Annotated in this window: 20 protein-coding genes and 1 pseudogene; 6 read left to right on the top strand and 15 right to left on the bottom strand. The window is 55.0% G+C overall.

Features of this window, described 5'->3' with window-relative positions; all coding sequences use genetic code 11:
* Positions 1–3 precede the first annotated feature (3 nt).
* A complete protein-coding gene (locus A9513_RS25315; RefSeq protein WP_065085908.1) occupies positions 4–735 on the top strand; it encodes an ATP-binding protein in 732 nt (243 codons plus the stop codon).
* Between the two features lie 504 nt (positions 736–1,239).
* Here A9513_RS25315 and A9513_RS25310 read toward each other — a convergent pair.
* Positions 1,240–1,497: a hypothetical protein gene (locus A9513_RS25310; RefSeq protein WP_065085907.1), complete on the bottom strand. Its 258-nt coding sequence runs from the start codon at positions 1,495–1,497 to the stop codon at positions 1,240–1,242.
* Positions 1,498–1,564: 67 nt separating this feature from the next.
* Positions 1,565–3,010: a hypothetical protein gene (locus A9513_RS25305; protein WP_065085906.1), complete on the bottom strand. Its 1,446-nt coding sequence runs from the start codon at positions 3,008–3,010 to the stop codon at positions 1,565–1,567.
* A 299-nt stretch (positions 3,011–3,309) separates the two neighbouring features.
* On the opposite strand from A9513_RS25305, the gene A9513_RS25300 reads away from it, so the two are divergent.
* Positions 3,310–5,238 carry a helicase gene (locus A9513_RS25300; RefSeq protein WP_065085905.1) on the top strand — a complete coding sequence of 643 codons (1,929 nt, stop codon included), beginning with the start codon at positions 3,310–3,312 and terminating at the stop codon, positions 5,236–5,238.
* Between the two features lie 89 nt (positions 5,239–5,327).
* Here A9513_RS25300 and A9513_RS35840 read toward each other — a convergent pair whose 3' ends face one another.
* Together A9513_RS35840 and A9513_RS25295 are read right to left on the bottom strand one after the other, a co-directional pair.
* Complete coding sequence (locus A9513_RS35840; protein WP_141678525.1) at positions 5,328–6,101, bottom strand: hypothetical protein; 774 nt, start codon at positions 6,099–6,101, stop codon at positions 5,328–5,330.
* A 126-nt stretch (positions 6,102–6,227) separates the two neighbouring features.
* Positions 6,228–6,914, bottom strand: a complete 687-nt coding sequence (locus tag A9513_RS25295; protein ID WP_065085904.1) for an ERCC4 domain-containing protein — start codon at positions 6,912–6,914, stop codon at positions 6,228–6,230.
* A 177-nt stretch (positions 6,915–7,091) separates the two neighbouring features.
* Between A9513_RS25295 and A9513_RS25290 the strand changes: the two genes are divergently transcribed.
* The gene (locus A9513_RS25290; RefSeq protein ID WP_255302891.1) at positions 7,092–7,706 is read left to right on the top strand and encodes a DUF262 domain-containing protein; all 615 of its coding nucleotides are present in this window, start codon (positions 7,092–7,094) and stop codon (positions 7,704–7,706) included.
* A 56-nt stretch (positions 7,707–7,762) separates the two neighbouring features.
* Here A9513_RS25290 and A9513_RS25285 read toward each other — a convergent pair whose 3' ends face one another.
* From A9513_RS25285 to A9513_RS25245, 9 genes are all read right to left on the bottom strand, one after another.
* Positions 7,763–8,347, bottom strand: a complete 585-nt coding sequence (locus tag A9513_RS25285; RefSeq protein WP_065085903.1) for a hypothetical protein — start codon at positions 8,345–8,347, stop codon at positions 7,763–7,765.
* Positions 8,348–8,519: 172 nt separating this feature from the next.
* Complete coding sequence (locus A9513_RS25280; RefSeq protein WP_065085902.1) at positions 8,520–8,930, bottom strand: hypothetical protein; 411 nt, start codon at positions 8,928–8,930, stop codon at positions 8,520–8,522.
* The gene (locus A9513_RS25275; RefSeq protein WP_083196216.1) at positions 8,927–9,226 is read right to left on the bottom strand and encodes a hypothetical protein; all 300 of its coding nucleotides are present in this window, start codon (positions 9,224–9,226) and stop codon (positions 8,927–8,929) included. Before A9513_RS25275 ends, A9513_RS25280 begins: the two co-directional genes overlap by 4 nt.
* A gap of 50 nt (positions 9,227–9,276) precedes the next feature.
* Positions 9,277–9,867: an oligoribonuclease gene (gene orn / locus A9513_RS25270; protein WP_065085901.1), complete on the bottom strand. Its 591-nt coding sequence runs from the start codon at positions 9,865–9,867 to the stop codon at positions 9,277–9,279.
* Between the two features lie 35 nt (positions 9,868–9,902).
* Entirely contained in the window at positions 9,903–10,595 is a 693-nt protein-coding gene (locus tag A9513_RS25265) for a hypothetical protein (protein WP_141678524.1), read from the bottom strand.
* An 8-nt stretch (positions 10,596–10,603) separates the two neighbouring features.
* On the bottom strand, positions 10,604–10,885 hold the full coding sequence (locus A9513_RS35835) for a hypothetical protein (protein WP_141678523.1): 282 nt from the start codon (positions 10,883–10,885) through the stop codon (positions 10,604–10,606).
* A complete protein-coding gene (locus A9513_RS25260; protein WP_065085899.1) occupies positions 10,863–11,294 on the bottom strand; it encodes a hypothetical protein in 432 nt (143 codons plus the stop codon). Before A9513_RS25260 ends, A9513_RS35835 begins: the two co-directional genes overlap by 23 nt.
* A gap of 898 nt (positions 11,295–12,192) precedes the next feature.
* On the bottom strand, positions 12,193–12,606 hold the full coding sequence (locus A9513_RS25250; protein WP_065085897.1) for a hypothetical protein: 414 nt from the start codon (positions 12,604–12,606) through the stop codon (positions 12,193–12,195).
* 3 nt (positions 12,607–12,609) lie between these two features.
* Positions 12,610–12,789, bottom strand: a complete 180-nt coding sequence (locus tag A9513_RS25245) for a hypothetical protein (protein WP_065085896.1) — start codon at positions 12,787–12,789, stop codon at positions 12,610–12,612.
* Between the two features lie 95 nt (positions 12,790–12,884).
* On the opposite strand from A9513_RS25245, the pseudogene A9513_RS25240 reads away from it, so the two are divergent.
* The 3 genes and pseudogenes from A9513_RS25240 to A9513_RS25235 all read left to right on the top strand — a co-directional run.
* Positions 12,885–14,072: pseudogene (locus tag A9513_RS25240) on the top strand (DNA repair protein); the annotation flags it as partial.
* Positions 14,069–14,650 (top strand): rhomboid family intramembrane serine protease, encoded by a 582-nt coding sequence (locus A9513_RS35225; protein ID WP_083196215.1) that lies wholly within the window; start codon positions 14,069–14,071, stop codon positions 14,648–14,650. The pseudogene A9513_RS25240 and the gene A9513_RS35225, both read left to right, overlap by 4 nt.
* 126 nt (positions 14,651–14,776) lie before the next feature.
* Positions 14,777–16,060, top strand: coding sequence for a site-specific DNA-methyltransferase (locus tag A9513_RS25235; protein WP_065085894.1), 1,284 nt, complete (start codon positions 14,777–14,779; stop codon positions 16,058–16,060).
* Between the two features lie 20 nt (positions 16,061–16,080).
* On the opposite strand, the gene A9513_RS25230 is transcribed toward A9513_RS25235, so the two are convergent.
* Entirely contained in the window at positions 16,081–17,112 is a 1,032-nt protein-coding gene (locus tag A9513_RS25230; protein WP_065085893.1) for a WavE lipopolysaccharide synthesis family protein, read from the bottom strand.
* 4 nt (positions 17,113–17,116) lie between these two features.
* Positions 17,117–18,616: a GMC oxidoreductase gene (locus A9513_RS25225; protein WP_065085892.1), complete on the bottom strand. Its 1,500-nt coding sequence runs from the start codon at positions 18,614–18,616 to the stop codon at positions 17,117–17,119.
* Position 18,617: the final 1 nt, after the last annotated feature.

The raw sequence follows: 18,617 nt of genomic DNA, 5'->3' as shown, positions 1-18,617 counted from the left end.
GCGATGAACAATATCAACGCCGCGACCGATGTGAGAGACCTCGTCGGCGCTTCACCTGAAATTGGCGCTGCGATCGTAGCAAATACCACTACGCGGATCCTGCTGAGCAAAGAGCATCTCAGTCAAGCCGAAGGTCAACTTGTTGAGTCGCTGCTGAACCCGCGGAGGGACGTGCTGGTCAGCCTCAAGTTCCCATCCCTGTCCGGCCATTTCAATGTTGACCTCACAGAGGACCGACCTGTAGGGCTGCTTGTGGGCGTAAGCGGTTCCGGTAAGTCAGTCGCAGCCATGGCCCTTGCTCAGCAGTACTTGGGCGAATCAGGTGGTGAGGTGGTCTTGGTCACTTGCTATGCCCCGGCGGTTCGCCATGAAACCGATTTGGGCGCCAAGATTTGGCAGAAGTGTAACGATGAGCACCCCGACCGCATCCATCTGGCCCTGATCGAGGGCTTTCGGGACGTCGCTAAGTACAACTTCCCCAAGGGGAGCCTTGTGATTGTCGACGAATTTCGAGCCCGTACAGAGGGCCTGGCTGACCTGGTAAATCGGGTAAAAGAGTGCGGGGCAGTGTTGGTGATCCTCGTGCAGACTTTTTCTGATCTGGCCGACGTACAGACCATGCTGGTGCCCAGCGTTTCCTTCTTTGCGAAGAGCGATAGAGGGCGAGGGAAATTCTGGGTTGTTCAGTCCGACGGGAGTCTTGGTAATGCTGACTTTACTGGGGTGCCCCAGTAGTTCCTGAGCCTCAGCTGCTGGCGCCCCATCTGTCACAACTGGGTCGCCACTGCAGCTCGAAGTATCTTCGTCCTCCATTACTTGCGATGACCTGGTGTCCTGCCGGATCTTGCGCTTTCGCATCCTATGAGAGCATCAGCGAAACTCTTGATCCTGGTGTTCGCATGAAAACCCTCCTTGTAAAAATTCCCGGCGACACTCGTTACTACGCGCGACTGCAAATTGGCAAACGGGAGCTAAGAGCTAAGCGGCTCAATTCCGACTCGTCAGGACCTGGATTGTTTCGCGGGTACTGGTACGGAAGAAATCCGCACAGCATAGACAGCTACGGGAAACTGATTGGGCCGCGGCGGGGGCGTGCGCACCCTCACAAGGTCGTAGGGGTTGTTAGGAGTCACTGGGGAGCAAATCGCTTCCTTCGTTAGCGACTTAAAGCGTTAAAATCTTGGATGATCCCAAAACAAAAAACCGGCCAAGAGGCCGGTTTTTTTATGCACTGCTCGTTTAGCCGCCCATCTCTTTGAGCGCCTTCGGATCGACTGTGAGCCAAAGGCTTCGTCCATCGACCTTCGTGCAAACCTTAGTGGTGCTCTCACCCATCTTGAGCAGTTCACCCTGCTCATAGACGTAGCTGGCGTAAACACATTGCCCCTGCTTAAGGTCCTGGACGTTGCGGGTGAAGGGGCGTTCCCCCGCGGTTGCCAAACAGCTCGTTGCCAGGACAAGACCCGCAGCGGCCATGTGGGGCATGATATTGCGCATATCGACATCCTTCTGTTGGTTTACGGCATCCGGTCGGACGGGACGCGTAGAGCGTCGTTAGGAGGCGTTATCGCCGGAACGCGTCCAGCTGCCCGTAGAAGTCAGCCCAGGCAGATACCAGGCCCTTAAGCCGCATGGCCTCGTCGACGAACCACTCCCGGCCAGTCGCGAGCTCAGCCATGCCTTTTTTGCCCAGGCCGTTGATCTTGGCTACCAGCTTGGCAGAGCCGGATTTGGAGTATTCCTCGATCTTCTTGCCAGTCTTTTCAAGGCTGAGTTTGTAGTCAGCGACCTTCACGAGAAGAGGCCGCACAGATCCGGCGAAGTAGGTGGAGAGGATTACTGAAAACAGGGCTTCGGCTATCTCATTCTCACGGCCCTCAATGGCCAGGTTGTAGCCGGGCCTAACCATGTCTTCAGGGGCTTCGTAAGGATGAGCTGCGAAGAAGATGCCGCCCTCGGTGATGAACATTTTCAACTCATCATGCATTTCGAGGGCGCTTTTCGTCAGGAAGTCCTGGTGAATAGCGTTGAACTCCATTGCCACAGGGCTTCCGCTGGCGGCGGCAATGGCCAGTACATCCAGGCGCTGGATGATCTCGTTGGTAACCTGGTCGGGGTACATCGGGAAGGTGTAGGCCTTCAGGCTGGTTGAGGTCTCCTCCAGCACCTCGCCGGGCACCAGTGTCCAGATGTCAGTGCCTTCCTGAAAATCTGAGCTGCTTACGCCGTGGAAGAGGCATGGCCAATCGAAGCAACTGGCCACCTCAGGCGAGGTAACTGCTACCAGAATGCCAAGGCGAGCAGGAAGGGAGCGAACGATGCAGGTGATAAGGAGCTTGCCAACCAGAGTTTCCGCATCAGGCAGATTCGAGCCAGGCCTGATTGTCTGGATTAGGCAAGCCAGGCCGAGGAGGTGTTGGCTGGTACTGCGACGGAAAGCCCCTTTTTCATGCAATGCCTTCATGAACGGGAATTCGCCCTCAACCATCTTCGCCAACTCTGGGGCAGGGGCAGCCATAGCCAGGCGATAGATCTGTTGGCAGTTGGCTGCGCCAATCTGGCGCTGCAGTGCGGCGTCCAAGTGAAGCAGGGGCATCATTTCCTGGGTGTGTAGTTTGAAAGCTACGGCTCCGCCAGTGCCGGAGTGAGCTAGGTCGGCCGCCAGCCGCATTTGGTCGAGATCAAGACGTTTTGCGAGGCGTGTAAACGGCGACATCTCCTCGAGCTTCTGTGAGTAGGAGATCTCAAGGTCGGAGAGTCTGCGGCTGGAGAGGTTTGCAGCTTTGCGGGCGTCCTTGTGAGAGCCGTACCACAGTGCCCAAGCGGCTTCCCCATTCTGGTTGCTGAGCATGTCTCCGGGGATCGCGTACGGCATCATCAGCGGACCATACATGCGCTCATCTTCGTCGTCTTTCCGGCAAGTCGACCAGTAGTCTGTGTCGCCGGTGAACAGCTCGGCTCTGGTGACTCGTGGGGTTGAAGCAATGCTGGCCTGTTGATGGGCATGCATGGAGGTAGTCCTCTGTTTCAGATGTGGCGTCCTTGAGCATATTCACTGAATTCCTCAAGTACGGTTCGTAGATCTGTACCCTGAGAGGGAGCAGTTAGGGCCTTCTAGGTACCATTGAAAGGCGACATTGCAACTGGTGAGGGCCCAATCTCACAGGGCATTGGGTGTGATCGCGCAAAGCCGCTAAGCGATGCGGGGTCGCGCTTGGGTGGCATATATTTCGGTGACAGATACACTGACCCTGCCTCCGAGGCAGCCATACCTGGTATGGCGTTGATTTTTATTGTTGAGATGAGTTCGTGAAAGAAACTGTCCTTTACCTACCGATGCTCCAGTCCCAAGCAGAGGCTCTGAGGGACACTAAAGACTCGATAGTCGATCTCCTCGCCCAGTGGGATGTGGCTCAGATTGCGTCAGCCGTCGTTATCCAGAATCTACCGAGCCTGAATGGCCGACCCAAAAGAGATGGTCTGATAGAGCTCGGGCTCGCAGAAATGATTGCCTTGGGGGTTCGTCTTAAGAGAAAGACACCGCCAGAGAGCTTTGCCAGCCTGGTTTTCGAAAAATTTGACCGGGATGCCTTCGAGCAAGGTCTCTCCCTGATGCATAAGGTAGGGATACGTTTTCTGGATGAAAAAGCTCTTGAGTCTCAGGAGTATTTGACCCTTGACGGACTATGGAACCGGAAATTCTTGGGTTTACATTCCAAAGCGATAGATCCGTTGAAGCATGAATTTTATTCAGCGAAGTCGTCATTTTCGTTAACAGACCAGCAAGCACGTGCCTTTCGTGTGCTCCAGGCGGAACCAGATGAGAGTTTGCATATTGAAGGTCGAGCAGGAACTGGCAAAACACATCTCATCACTCGGTTAATCGAGTCATTACACTCTTGTAAGCCACTGCTGCTTGCATTTACGGCTGTTCAGCTTCATGCGCTTATGGAGAGACTGGGAGCGGTCAACTCCTCTCTAAAGGGTGCTACATTTGGTGATCTTGCAAAGGATCTATTGGAGAGTTATCCAGGTTATAGGAAGCCGGGGAAACGTGGCCTTGCACGTCATCAGGTCTCGCCAAGAGAGGTGGCGTCTCGTTTAGGGTTTCTAGCAATTGGCAAGTTCAGTCCTGGACAAGTAGCGTCGATATGCGCTCAAGCAGTTGCTGCCTTTTGCCAGACTACTGACCGTGAGGTTGGTATTCAGCATATACCAAGGCGAATTTCGTTAGGCGTTGTGGATCAAAGCGTTCTTTTGCAGTACGCGAATGAGCTTTGGAGGCAGACCATTGAGCCTACATCTCCACACTATGATCTGCCCGTACGTATTTATCACCGGATCAAGCATATGACTCTGTTTTGTGAGCCTGTGATTGGTGGGGGCTATACGCATATTATCGTCGACGAAGCCCACGATTTACCTAGGCCACTGGCTGATTTCCTTGATCGGTGCACTCAGCCAATAATCACGCTGGGTGATGCATATCAGAAGCTTGATGGACGCTACTTTGAGCGTTCAGGAGCCCTTAGGAAGCAAGAGATTAACTCATCGGTCCGTGCCGGACGCCAGATTGAGAGTGTAATAAATCCTTTAATTGAGAATCACCCGGTACTTCATGCGGGAGTAATTGAGGGTAATTCCAGTTTTGACACAAGAGTGATTTTTTACGATAGGCCAGAGATACCCAAGGGAAAGGTCACGATCTTGGTTGACTCTGAATGGGGGCTCTTTGAGTGGTTCCAGCGGCTGGGGCATGCTGGTGCTAGATTCAGTCTGCTACAAGGCGCTGTCAGTTCCTTTAGACTGTTCATTACAGAATGCATTACTCTGTACCATAAAGGTGTCCGGCCAACCCACAGTGCCCTATATCGCTTTGCAAGCTGGAGTGCTCTTCAATCGGAAATGGCGAGTAATACAAGTTTCCAGAGAATTGATAGGATGCTGAGCCAGAATTATCAAATTGAAGATTTCGAATGTTCGCTTGAGAAGCTGGATCTATCTGGCGAGGCTCCGCTCAAGCTTGGGCGAGTTATGGATGCTCGAAATAGTGAAATTGATTCTGTCATGCTGGCGCCTGACCTCCTTGGCGATATCGTCTCAGGGGATCGTGTCGCCGCCAGCGTGGCATTTTCGGCGCTTTACACCGGCGGGACTCGCGCGAAGTACAGGCTGATCGTTCCTGGATACCTCCGCGACTGGGCTAGTGACGTATCCAAGATGGTTAAGGCTGAGTAAGGTCTGCTGGAAATAAAAAAGGCCCGCATCGCGGGCCTTTATTTTTGAAGAAACGAGTAGAGTAAAATTTGCAAACCTCTGCTGGCTCTTTATGAGGCTCTTAGCTCGTTATCTGCCAGCCAGGCAGCCATCTCCTCCGCTGTCGCAAACACCGGAGAAACTGGGCATCCTTCTCCTGTAACGGCCCACATCTGGTAGCCGTTTCCAGCCGGAGGTTCTGTTCTTCGCCAGGCCTGACTGGCAGCTTTGACTTCGGGAGAGGGCCAGATTTTACCGTCTTCGCAATGCTCGCATTCAAAAGAAGCCCCAAGACGGTGGCACTCAGCTTTACAGCAGATCCAGCAGTTTGAGGCGTCGTGCCCAGACGTCTCGATGTTCCAGATATTGACCTGCTCCGGAGTTGGGGCAACGTAGTTCTCTTTTGGAACATTCCCTTTTCCTGGCACGAACTCTCGGGTGAACGCCCAAAGCCTGTCGGCCTTTAGAAGGGCTGCAACATCATCAGAGTTGAGATGATTAATCCAACTGCTATTCCAAAGCGTGCAAAGTCGATTGGCTTCACGCTCGATGGCAGCCTCTCCCGTTCCGTAGTAACCACTCTCACTGAGGTTTACTAACCTTGAAGCACGTTCCCTAACATGTGGATCTGAAGGCTTTAATGGGACGCTTCCACGGTCTTCAGGGCGGAATGCAGCTTGCCCGTACCACATGGCTTCGAGTCGCCGAGCTGTGGATGAGAGCCCGGTGGCGTCGCATACCGAACAGTCTTGGGCAGATTTTTCATGTTCGTTGATAAAGCCTTCCCAAGGCTTATGAAGTGGCCAACAGAAGGATGCTGGTACGCGTTTCAAAATGAAATTCATTGGGTCTTATCTCTGCAGGGACGTGACTGCGGCCAGTTCGGTATTTGAAACGCAAATTTGGCATAGGAATCTTTGTCGCACGGCCGCATCTGTCCCTGGTTTGGGTATGAATGGCGGATCTACGGATCAGCCATCACTGAAGAGCGATTGTCCTGGCTGGGCTTCTTGGTCGTCGGGCATTCGCCAGTGAATGGCCTGATGGATTCGCTCAGCTTTCTTTGGGCCAAGCCCTGGAATCAGCCGTAGCTCATCTGCTGTAGCATTCATGAAAGCATGCACAGAGCGGAAATGATTGAGCACCTTGGTGGCGGTTGAAGGACCTACTCCGGGTGTTCCTTCGATCAGGAAAAGCGCTTCTCCGCGGCCTGGCGCGACCTTGCCTCGTCGGAAGGCAACGTCATACCCGAGGCCTTCCTGTGCATGCTTGGCCATTCTGTAAATCAAGCCTGCAGCAGCGAACTGATCTCGGACGTGCATGATGTTGCAGCCTTCGATGGCCACCAGGAAGGAGAGGGCGCCGTCGATGGCTTCGCGAGCGATCGCTGAGCGGGTGTTGTAGACGTCGCCCTCGATCAAAAATACGGGCCTGGCGAAGTTGAGTCGCATCTTCCCCGTCTGATTGAACAGTCGACCGTCGATAATTGAAGCCACGAAGTCAATGGCGGTTTTTCGCTCAACGACTAGATCGCCGCTTAGTACATAGTCACCGGTCTCCAACTCACCGACCTGGATCTTTGCACCAAGGTCTTGAAGCTTTTGAATGATGCCTGAACGCGACTCACGCATGTCGCATAAGATATTTACGTCCGTCATGGTTTTCCTATGAGCCGGTGGCTGCCAACCTTTTTTCTAATTAGGACATGGTTGTGCTCAAGCGCAACAGCTTTCTGAAGGGGCTGTGCAGGTTGCATATTCCCGCCCTATGCGAGAATTAGTTCATCGAGCTATGGAGTACTTGCTCCGGGTTTGGCCTGGCTTAAAGGGAATGTGATGGCTACCGAAAGAAAATTCCACCGCTACGAAGGGTGTGACAGAGCTGATGACAAGGTGCGCATGACCAGGGACACACTGGATGCGAAGGTCTTGCGGTTAAGTATTGGAGAGCTTGTAGGGCAATTCGAGCGCTTCCTGAACAACGAGGGCAGTGGTCCTGCGATGTACCCTTGGGCGACACGCTTCGTGTTGGGCTTCCCGCTTCCATCGTGGCAGCGCCCGCTGTGCTGGACGGCCGAGCAGAAAACCAGGTTCATTGAGTCGATATGGGCCGGCGTGGATATTGGGTCGTACCTGGTAAATGAAGCTTGGGAATACCAGGAAGACTCTCGTGGCGCCAGCGTATACAGGGAGTTCAGCGAGGTGCTTCTCGATGGGCAGCAGAGACTCACTGCGATTGAGGATTACCTGCTTGGAAAGATAGCTGTCCCTGATGATTCTGGAACGCCCAGGCTCTGGACTGACCTTCCACAGGTTGAACGTCGAAGGTTCTGCCAAATGACTTTCGCTAAGGCCTGTATCCAGTCTTGGGACGAACAGCTTCTGAGGAAGGTGTACGATCTGCGTGCATTTGGGGGTACCGCCCATACCGAGGACCAGCGTGCCTCGTGATCTCAAAGCTAACTCAAAAAGAAAAGGCCCCTGCGTATGCGCAAGGGCCTTTGTTTTTATGCGGCAACCAATGCCTCAACAGGCATCCAAAGTCTAACCGCCTGAGCGGGATTATCGGGGCCAAAGCACAGCCCATTCAGCCCTTGGTACCGTCGGGAGCGATGGTGCTCGTAGACGGACTGTCTGGCGAAGTTTTCCCCTTTATCGATATGAAGCACCTCGTCACCAGGTGATGGTAAGCAATCCGGTATAGAAACGGGATGCCAGGCCTTACTCTCGTTGGAGGTGGGCACCAGTACGAATTTCTCGATAACCGCCCCGAAAGGAATTCGAGATGACTGGAAGTAGTATTGGTGCGGAATGTCGACCCGAGTCCGGCTTACGCACCAGGTGGCGAGCAGCCAAAGCCCTCCAACCAGCACCAAGTATTGGCGACCCTCGAGAAGTGGAGGTGAGTCCGCAAAGTCGATGGTGGCCCATTCCTGGGGAGTCAGCGGGTCGATAGTCGAGCCGGTAGGATTTCCATCCGCCTTGGTCTCACTAAGCGACAGTGCGCCATCGAGCATTTGCGGCACGAAGGAGCGAGGTCCACAGGTGCTGTTGAACTTGTAATGGGAGCGAAGGATAAGTTGGTGAAGCATGGGGATTCTCCGGCAAGGAGGCCACCACGCCCCCTTAGGGCCGTGAGTGACCCTAAGGTTTTGAATTGCTGCGAACAGCTGTTCCAGGGCGCTCATTGCGCCACTGTCAGAATCGCGAATTTAGCATACTGCCGGCGGGGGAGGGATAGAGCTGTCTAGAGCGTCGACTGCTTCAGCTGTCGTGCGCGAGTTGCAGCAGAAGCGTCTTCGACCTCGCCTCGAGACGATCACCAGTGAACCGCCGAAGAATCTCGGTATTGAAGGACTCCTTAGGTTCATCCATCCCCGGTGGCGCGAGGGTGCTTACGGCATATCCTGCAGGAGCACCATGCAGAATCTCGCCTATCAGATCTGAAACGTCCCTTCGTGTGAGGTATCCCTTTTCTAGCCGCTGATTGATCTTTGTTTGAGCTGCGGGGGAGGCTAAGGGGTACTCGCGGACAAGAATGCCGTACCCGTTCGCAGTGGCTTCTCCTTCCATGACCCAGTTGGATGTCGCGGGGGTGAAAAGGACCCATACAGTGAAGGCGATGAACGCGATAGGCAGGATCGGTAATGACTTAAGAATTCTGGAGGCTTTCATGCTGCTGCAGGTTCCGGTCTGAATACGCAATTGCAATCGTCGAAGTGGGCAAGGACTTTGCCATCCTGGTCGAAGTACTTCACTTTCCAGGTGGGATGGCAGTTGTGAACGTGCTTGCCGAGCTTCAACCGATTTGTGAAGCGGACATCGAGATTGGCGCTGCTGTTCATCCCTTCGATTGTTCCGATATTGCCGTCTACCTCAACCATCATGCCGATGCGGGCAAACTCGATCCCGCGGTGCTTGATCATGTCTGCGATAAAGCGCTCTGCCTTGCTCTGTTTACGTTCTGCCATGGGCTTCTCCGGGGTTGCTAATGCTTTACGGTTCAATTGGTGCGTTCGCGCTATCTGCTGAGAGCGAGCAAGGCTGGAGCAATGAGATCTCGATATGTGCGAGCTTCCTGAACGGATTCGAGTATGTCATCCAGTGCCCGGTGGCTTCTGCGTTTCGGCGGCTCGAAGCCGCTGGAGATGGTCTTGATAAATTCCTTCACTGCGCTGATATCGAGGTTCCGGTAGTGGAGGTAAGCATTCAGTTCCGGCAGCTGGGCCTCAATGAACATTCTGTCGAAGTGAATGCCATTGCCGCACAGAGGTGAGGTGCCTGGTTCTACGCAGTTGTCGATCAGGAACGCAATGACCTGCTTCTCCGCCGTTTTGAGATCAGTGGTTGCTTTGGCGACCTCTTCAAATAGGCCATTATCAGTATGCATCTGCCTGACATTCTCGTCGCAGAGGGCAATAGCCTCGTCAACGGGATGGCGAACAACAATGTTGTGCTGAGCAACGACATTGAAGTCGCCATCGGTAACCAGTACACCAATCTCAAGGATCAGCTGCTTGTAAATGAGCTGTCGGTGCAGTTCGGTGTAGCCGGTCGTTTCCAGGTCGATCCAGGCGAGACGACGCTTTGAAGGTAAAGGGATGATGCTCACGGGTCTGTCCTCGTGTTGCTGAGGTTCCGATTATCTCATCGCTTGGTAATGCGCAAGGCGGAGTCGCACCCTGGGTTGGGGAGGTAATTTGCCAGGGGCGTGCGTTCCGGGCCGTAGATGCCCGCGATTGCATGGAAGGGTGTGAACATCACTGCTGAGCAGCTTTTAAAGTCGCTTGGAGCCTGGTAGGAGTCAACGCAGGTAGCCACGATGGTTGAGAGAAGCTCGTGGTACGGCGCCCCAGCGCGGTGCTCCTGAAGACGATAGAGACCGGCAAACAGAGCTGCCCTCTCCTTGGGAGGAAGTAACTTCGAGATATCACCAAGACCGAGGGCAAAAGTAAGGAGTTGCTTTTCTTCTTCCGACACGAGCCGAAAGGCTTCAAGGAACTTTCGCTCATCCTCTTGATTCGGATCTAGTGACGTGTCGCCAGTCCCAGTGGTCAACCACTGCATCGAGACCTGAAGCTGCTCCGTGACCACTGTCAGCATGTCCAGAGTGTAGGGAATCAGCCCAGCTGCCAGATCCACAGCGACCTGGTGAGGAATTTGAAGGATATGGCTAAGCCGATCTTCCAAGGGCAAGCCAGGGAGCGATGCTGCAGAGGCTGACAAAATGCGCCGGTTTACTTGAGCTCTCGAGCTGTCACGCTTCGCAGGTTCAAGAGAAAGAAAAGCCATGTGGCCACGGTTTGTGATTTCTGTAGGTTGAGCTTTCTTTCGTGCCATGGGCAGAGTCACTTCCCATCTTTGTTTAGTGGTTTGGATCTAGCGCTTTGGAGCGCCAGGCGGGCCTTCTCGCGTGCCGGGCCAATGAGCTGAGGCAGTGCGGATTCAAGTGCGGCAAAAAGCGCTGGAGATGCGGCCATCAGCGTTGCGTTTGCAACAGCGGTGCCTTCTTCACCTTCGGCTGAGTTGTAAACGGTTTCTACAAGTTGGCCGTCGGCTGAGTAGATGGCGTAGTCATCGCCCACGCTGACTAGTTCCCAAGGTCCTTCAGCCCATGGCGTGCTGCTCATGCGACTCCTTTATTGCGTCGAGTGGTTTGGTGGCATTCAGTTCAGATCCCTCAGCGAAGGCAGGTCCTGGGTGAAGAATCTCGATGTAGTGCCGAACGTACGACCGGCCATGCGTTTCTGCCAGGTCGTATGTGACCCCCCTGCGAATGACAAACCAATGTGCGTCGGTGGAAATGATATAGGTCTTCTGAGGGTCCAGCTGCTTCTTGAAGCGAGCAAGCGTGACTCTGTAGCCGGCAGACAGCATTTGGGTAATTTGGCATCCGAAGTCCTTCAAAAGCAGCCATGCGCCGACAGGATGGATGCCATTCACTTCATCCCACCCTCGAATGTTTTTGGCTTGAGCCAATACCTCTTCGTAAGCTTTTCCAGTGACTATGTGGACGGCATAGGGAACGCAGTCGCTCATCAGTGACAGCCATGTTGTGTGTGTCCTGGCATTTTCTCAGGATCTTCTGGAATGCAACTTGGCGGGGTTACCCTGTGACAGGTTCAGATGGGAGCGAAGCGCCTACCATCGAGAAACATGCCATCGCATACGCCATGCATGTGGAGGATGGCACTCGTACTCTACCGTTCCCCTTGGGTCGTCCCTGACAATGCGAAAAGCGAGATGGTTGCTACTGGAGCGGTTCGCCTCCAGGTGCTTCTTGCAGGCCGACTTTGCCTTTTCTTCGGATGGCCACGGTCCGGCCTGAATGCGTACCCATTCGGCTTTGATGCCATCTTCCCCGGTAAGCTGATACTCGCTAAACCACCGTTTGATCTGTTGCGTCATTTTCTCTTCCTGCCGGCGCCTATTAGCCTGCGCTCTGCGTGATTTTGGCTAACAGGGTATTGTGGATTTCCACCATGTACGCAGCCAGGGCCGCGTCCCCTTGGAAGTGCCCTATACGCACCCCGTCCTCTGCGCCTGTATCAAGGAAAATCTGGCCAGCGCAATCAGACCGCCATGGCACGCAGATCTCTGGCTCAAGCTTTGCCATAAGGGCTTTTGCCGTAGGCGGCTTTATGGCATCTACAAGTTCAGATTGGAGCCTTTCAATTTCACACCCGGCGCAGGGCGAGTACCCTCGCGCTGGATCATTTGCATGCTTCCCACAGGTGGCCATCAAGAACTCTCTGAGCAGTGAGTGGTTTGAGCGATAGGTTCTCACGGGGCGAGTAAATTGCAACGCAGTGGCACAGGCTTACCAGGCTTGATCGGCTACGACACTCGGCCGTAACCGATTGAATAGGTAGTCGTAGATGGAGTCTCTCCACTCTGAATGAAAAAGCCGGCCCTAGTGGCCGGCTTTTTTTGCCCGTCAATTCTCTGGTTCTGCCTGGTCGAACCCAAAATGCTCTTTCAGGATCGAGCACATGAAGCTGTACGCCTCGGGGCTACATTCGGCCATTCTTGCTAGTCCTGTCCCCAGTCCTGCCGCAGGGAACACCACAGTGTTGGTGAGGGCGATGCGGTAGAGCTGTCGAAGGGCTATCGCGATAGCGTTGATCTCATCATCACGGTCGGAAAAGAACGCTGATCGCTCCATCGAGGGTGCGCGCTTAGTGGGAACCCCAAAAGCGTTTGGCTCGAAACGAATTACAGCCTGGCCGGCTGTGCCTTTGCGCAGAAGGTTGTCGCCGAACACGAAAATCCTTTCAGGCTTGCTTCTCAGAAGGCCTGGTGTGTAGAGGTCATGGGTGACCTCCACTCGAACTAGGGGGTGCTCGGCCATTGATCAACTCAGCCCGTATTTGTCTTGAATCTCGACAATCCGCGCAGAGCGTTGCTGATCCTCCGTAGCCATTTGTTCTGTAGGGCTGACATGCCCGTTGAACACTGCTGCGTTGTACTGCTCGCTCTTGCGGACAAGCTCGATCAGCTCTTTCAGATCCCTTCTGATGTCGTCGAAAACCATTTCTCTCTCCTTTGCCTTGGGTGTGCATTAGTACTCTCCCACAGCACGGACATACTGCAAGCTAACAATTCAGTCGAGCAGTTCTGGAAGCAACGCTGGGCTCCAGCCTGGTGATGCTCTACGTCGACGACATCCAGCACACCCATCCCGAGTTTCTGCAGAAATTCATCTCCCTCTGCGACGGCACCCGGCGCATCGAGGGCGTGTGGAAGGGCCGCACCAAGACCTACGACATGCGCGGCAAGAAATTCTGCGTGGTGATGAGCGGCAACCCGTACACCGAGTCCGGCGACGTGTTCAAGATCCCCGACATGCTCGCCAACCGCGCCGACATCTACAACCTGGGCGACACACTGGGCGGCATGCAGGAGGCCTTCGCGCTGTCCTACATCGAGAACAGCCTGACCTCCAACCCGGTGCTGGCGCCGCTGGCCACCCGCGACATGGCTGACGTCTATCGCTTCGTCGCCAAGGCCGAGGGCAAGCCGTTCTCCGCCAATGAGCTGTCGCACACCTACAGCGCCGCCGAGATCAACGAGATCACCTCGACGCTCGAACGCCTGATGCAGGTGCGCGACGTGGTCGGCCGGGTCAACCAGCAGTACATCGTCAGTGCCGCGCAGGCCGATGCCTACCGCACTGAACCGCCGTTCAAGCTGCAGGGCAGCTACCGCAACATGAACAAGATGGCGGAGAAGATCAGCTCGGTGATGAACGACGCCGAGCTGCTGCAGCTGATCGCCGACCACTACCAGGGCGAGTCGCAACTGCTCACCACCGGCGCCGAGGAGAACCTGCTCAAGCTCGCCGAACTGCGCGGCAACCAGACCCCCGAGCAGGCCGAACGCTGGACGCAGATCAAGCGCGACTTCATGCGCAACAAGGCCATGGGCGGCAGCGACAGCGATGTCGGTGGGCGGGTGGTGGCGCAACTCAATGACCTTGTCGAGAGCGTACGTGGTCTTAGCGCCGGCAAGCCGGCCGGTGAGGTGCCGTGTGTTCCCTGGGAGCAGTTGCTGGCCGGACTGGACAACCTCGGCAAGGTGCAACCTCAGGTAGAGGTATCCGTTCAGCCAACTCCCCAAAAGGGCGTCCAGGAAGTTCTCATTCGGTTGGCTGATACCCTGGAGAACAGCTTTGTTCCTCTAATGCGGGCTATGGATAAGAAGATCGATATTGACCTGGGTACAAATCGAAAGATGAACGAAATGGCTGATCAGCTTCGTGGTCTTGGCCATTTGCTCGGGGCCCCTCATGGAGCGCCTGAGGTAAGCCAGGAATGAGGACATGGCTCAGGCCACGACTTAACACCATCGCATGCATTGCAGGTGTGATGGTGTTGCTTCAACTGCTGAACAGCGTTACGGGGAGCGCCCTGAATGGATGGGGCGTTGTTCCTCGACAACTTTCAAGCTTGCCAGGCATTTTGGCAGCCCCTTGGCTCCATGCCGGGTGGGTTCACCTGCTGAACAATCTCTCAGGGCTGGTTGTTCTTGGGTGCTTGGTAAGCCTAGGGACGGTGAAACGGTTTTTGGCGGCGAGTTGCTTCATTATCGTAACCAGGGGTGTTCTCGTGTGGCTGTTAGCCAGGCCGGGGATGCACCTGGGAGCCAGTGGCTGGGTATTCGGTCTGTGGGGGCTTTTACTAGGGCAGGCTTGGTTCACGCGGAGCGTGGGAAACCTGGTAGTAGCTCTGATCGTCATGTTCTTCTATGGAGGCCTAGTCTTTGGTCTTCTACCGAGAACAGCTATCTCTTTTGAGTATCACGTCTTTGGAGCGCTATGCGTGGTGCTGTATGCGGCGATGAGTCGGCCCGAAGTTGATGCGCGACAGGGAGCGAGGCGGAATCTCTGGAACTGATGGTGTTGGTGAAGGAATGTACGCAGGCCTCCGGGGTGGGCTAATAGGACAGTTGCACTTTGGCAAGACGCGGTACTTTTGGTTATCGCTGCAGATGAAGCAGCATCTCTAACTCAAGGGTCCGCGATGAGATCGTTACGCGCAAAAGGCGCTGGGTCGCCAGGGCAGGGCGACCTGTTCGGCATTGATCAGCTCGCCGATATCTACAAATCATCCCCTGACACTCCTCTCTCGAATGAATCACTGTACAAGCTTGTGTCGAGCAAGCTTGGCGTTTCCGAGTCCACGATAAACGAGCGTGTACCAGTAGGCGCTAGCGGTGAAAGGCACAGCATTGCGAAGCGCTCAATCCGTTGGGCCCAGCAGGAAATGAAACGCCTGGGGCTGATTGAGCGTGTTCACGGTGAAAGGGGAGTGTGGCGACTCACCCAGGAAGCAAAACGCGATCTCAATGCTGCAAAGTCGGGTGTGAAGGTACTCGGGTTTCGTACAGACCTCGGGCTGGCAATATGGGGGCCGAGTGGCGATATCTTCAAGCGCCTCACGGTACCAGTAAGCCTTTGCTTCAGTTCGCCGCCATACCCGTTATCGCGGCCGCGGGCTTACGGTAATCCTGAAGAGCGCGAGATCGTCCAGTACATCTGTGACACCCTCGAACCCATCATCGAAGCGCTCGCTGAGGACGGCAGCCTTGTGCTGAACGTTTCAAACGACATTTTCCTCACGGGTATGCCCGCCAGATCGACCTACCTTGAGCGCCTGACGCTCGAGATCTGCGATCGGTTTGGGCTGTATCTGATGGATAGGCTGATATGGGATAACCCCTCCAAAGCACCCGGTCCGGTGCTCTGGGCTAGCCGCTCGCGTCAACAGCTCAATGTGGGGTATGAGCCGGTCCTCTGGTTTGTGAAGAATCCCCTGAAGTGCAAGGCGAATAACAACCGGGTGCTCCAGGCTCACAAAGAGCGGCATCTCAAGCTCATTCAGCAGGGCGGGGAGAACCGCTACACCAACTACGGCGATGGGGCGTACAGGATCAAGCCGGGTAGCTTTGGCAATGCCACTGCCGGCACCATACCGAAGAATGTGATTACCCGCGGGCATCGTTGCTCTTACGGCCTGCAGCATCGCCGTATTGCGGAAGAGCTTGGTCTGCCAACCCATGGGGCTCCGATGCCTTTCAGCATCCCAGAATTCCTCATCCGCTTTTTGACGGAAGAGGGTGACATGGTCGTAGACCCTTGGGCAGGAAGAAACATGACGTCGCTGGCGGCCGAGCTCCTTGGAAGAGCATGGATGTCTGGTGAGCTGATGCTTCAGCACATCCGCACAGGGGCTGAGCTTTTCCGTGACCGTCAGGGCTTCTGGCTGAACCCACAGATCGACCGAGCCTTTAAGCTGTCAGCGTAGGGGTATCAGGAAGAGCGGGTTCAATTCTTCTCAGGGTTTGGATGAGTGACCCCACGGAGCATCTTCCATACGGATCTCACGCGCTTTGCCAAGGACGGCGAGGTCGCAAAGAGAACGATGGATGCGAAAGAAACCCACCACGCCAAGCGCAAACAATTCAGCAGGTACTGATTCACCCACACTTGTGCACGTCGCAGGCGGCGTCCAGTCGGGCCGAGCTCAGCTGCATTGCGGATATCCTTGACTCCATAGAGGGTGTTCATGGAGTAGCCGTTGTTCATGAAGCGCTCTGGAAAATCGACGCCAGAAGCTCTCCATTCGAGGGTGCGGAAATCGGCATGAAGCACCGACTCCCACAGAGCGAGGTCAGCAGATCGAACCTGGCAGGGATGGTCAATGTCGACCTCAAGTCCATGTTTGCGCAACAGCGCAATCATGTAGGACTGTTCAGGGATCATCTTCATGGCGCTGTAGCCGAGGTAGTTGCCGAAGGGGTTCAAGTTCGGCTTTGGATTGAAAATCTCCTCATAGGAAAAGATGTCCAAGTCCCAGAACTTCAGCATGTCTTCCCGTGTGCCGAAAATGACAAGATCACTTATGTGATACAGCATGGGGCAGCGTGCTGGGTTACGGATGAACAGGTTAGTGATGGTCAGCGGCTGGGCGAAGAGGCGACCATGACTTGCGCTGCCGGCATACTCTCCCAAGCTTGCCAGGGTCGGTGATGTGAGATTGTGGTCTGCCCGGAATTTCATGACATAGGGTCTTGTCGACGCCTGAATCCCCGCCTTCGTGGAAACCAGTTGACGGTTGGTATTCAGGACGCTTCCAGAGCAATCTCGCATAGGCCCAGGATCCTTGGACTGCAGGACCAGATCTGCATCCAATCCAGAAATATCCTCGTCAGGCCATGTCGAAACGATCACTTCTGCTCCAGGGAGGTGCCTGCGAATAGAAGCAATGCAGGCCTCAATGCCTCGGGTGGAAGAGAGCTTTCGGTACAAAGGGCCCTGGATCACTACGCTGATCAGCCCCGGCTCGATCATTCGCATCGCATCAGCCCCGCGCGATCGTTGCGTTGACGTTGCTCTTCAATTGCTCGCCAAGCATCAGGCTGAGAGCAATCACTGTGACAGTGGGGTTGCGAGAGCCGCAGCGGGGGAAAAGCGCCGAACCAGCAACGAACACGTTGTCAGTGCCCTTGAGCTTGAAGTCGGGTGCGACTACTGCACGAGGCCCGTTGCCCATTCCAAGCATCCCCACCAGGTGGTGGGTGCCGGCCGCGTTTAGATAGTGCTTCTGCTCAGCTCCCGGTAGTGGAACAGCGCCTAGCGACTTCAGCTTGGCATTGATGTCGGCGATGATTTGGTTGTACCGCACTTTGTTCTGGTGGTACCCGCTCATGTCCACATTCAACTTGCCTTCGGCATAGGACATGGAGACGTCCCATTCAGGCGGAATTTCCAGTAGCACGTAGAGGCTGATGACCGATCCCATCTCCGCGATCGCTTCCTGAAGCTTCCACTGGTTGATCTTGGCAAGATCCAGGGCAGCGGCTACGGCAGATTCGCTTGGAGGTGTCATTAGCGCCAGCGTGGTGTACTCGATTCCTGCATGGGCACCTGATAGCTCGGGGATGACCACTTGGGCTGCAGTGTTGACCTCGAAGAAAGGCACTTTGGCCCCAGGAATGATGCAGGCCAGCTCTGCGACGGCATGGTCCTGATAGTGATGTCCGAGCAGATCACGAGGGACCTCAGGCGGCAGATCGCTTTTGCACAGGAGCTTGAATGATTCCACCCCGTGAGCAGCGACCACGACTTGGTCAAAAGTAATGCTCAAAGGGCCATCTTCGGTTGAGCAGTTGGCTTCCACCGCGCGGCCGTTTTCAAACCGAAGACGATCGACCATTACGCCATTCAGTACTTCAGCACCACAATGGACATGCAGCGATCTGGTCTTCGCGTCCATAGGGCACAACTCACAGTCGCCGGCGCCCATGCAATGGCCCTGGGTAGTTGTTCCATCCATCGAGAGGTTATGAGCTTGGGCCCCGATGTAAGCCTCAGGAAAGTACTTCCCCAGTGCCTCGTGCCACTTTGAGGCTCCCTTGATCTCGGAGACAGGGTTTCGGTCGTCAGGATCTTTTGCGTCTGCACTGATGCGCAGGAGCTGTTCCGCAGTGCGGTAATAGGGCTGCATCTCGCTGGGCGTGAACGGCCAGGGGAAGTCGGACTCGCTTTGACTGAAAACGTACTCAGAGAGACGAAAGCTCAAACCACCCCAGTGGTTTGAGCACCCGCCATCCACCAAAATGTATTCGCTAGCGCAGTCCGCCCCTAATTTGTCAGGCACATTGAAGGCGTGTTTGGACTCATACGATCGGCGGATCAAGGCATCGTGACGATTGGATTTCTCCATCTGCATAAAGCGCTGGCGGCGCTCGAAGATGTTGAACTTTTCGCCTCGTTCTACGATGAGGCATTCACCTGCGAGTGATCGTGCAACAGTGCGTCCTGCGAAGCCGTTTCCAATGATCAGTGTCTTAACGTGCATG

This window comes from Pseudomonas sp. AU12215, assembly GCF_001675465.2.
Classification (GTDB): domain Bacteria; phylum Pseudomonadota; class Gammaproteobacteria; order Pseudomonadales; family Pseudomonadaceae; genus Pseudomonas; species Pseudomonas nitroreducens.
This window is presented reverse-complemented; position numbering and strand designations above follow the sequence as displayed.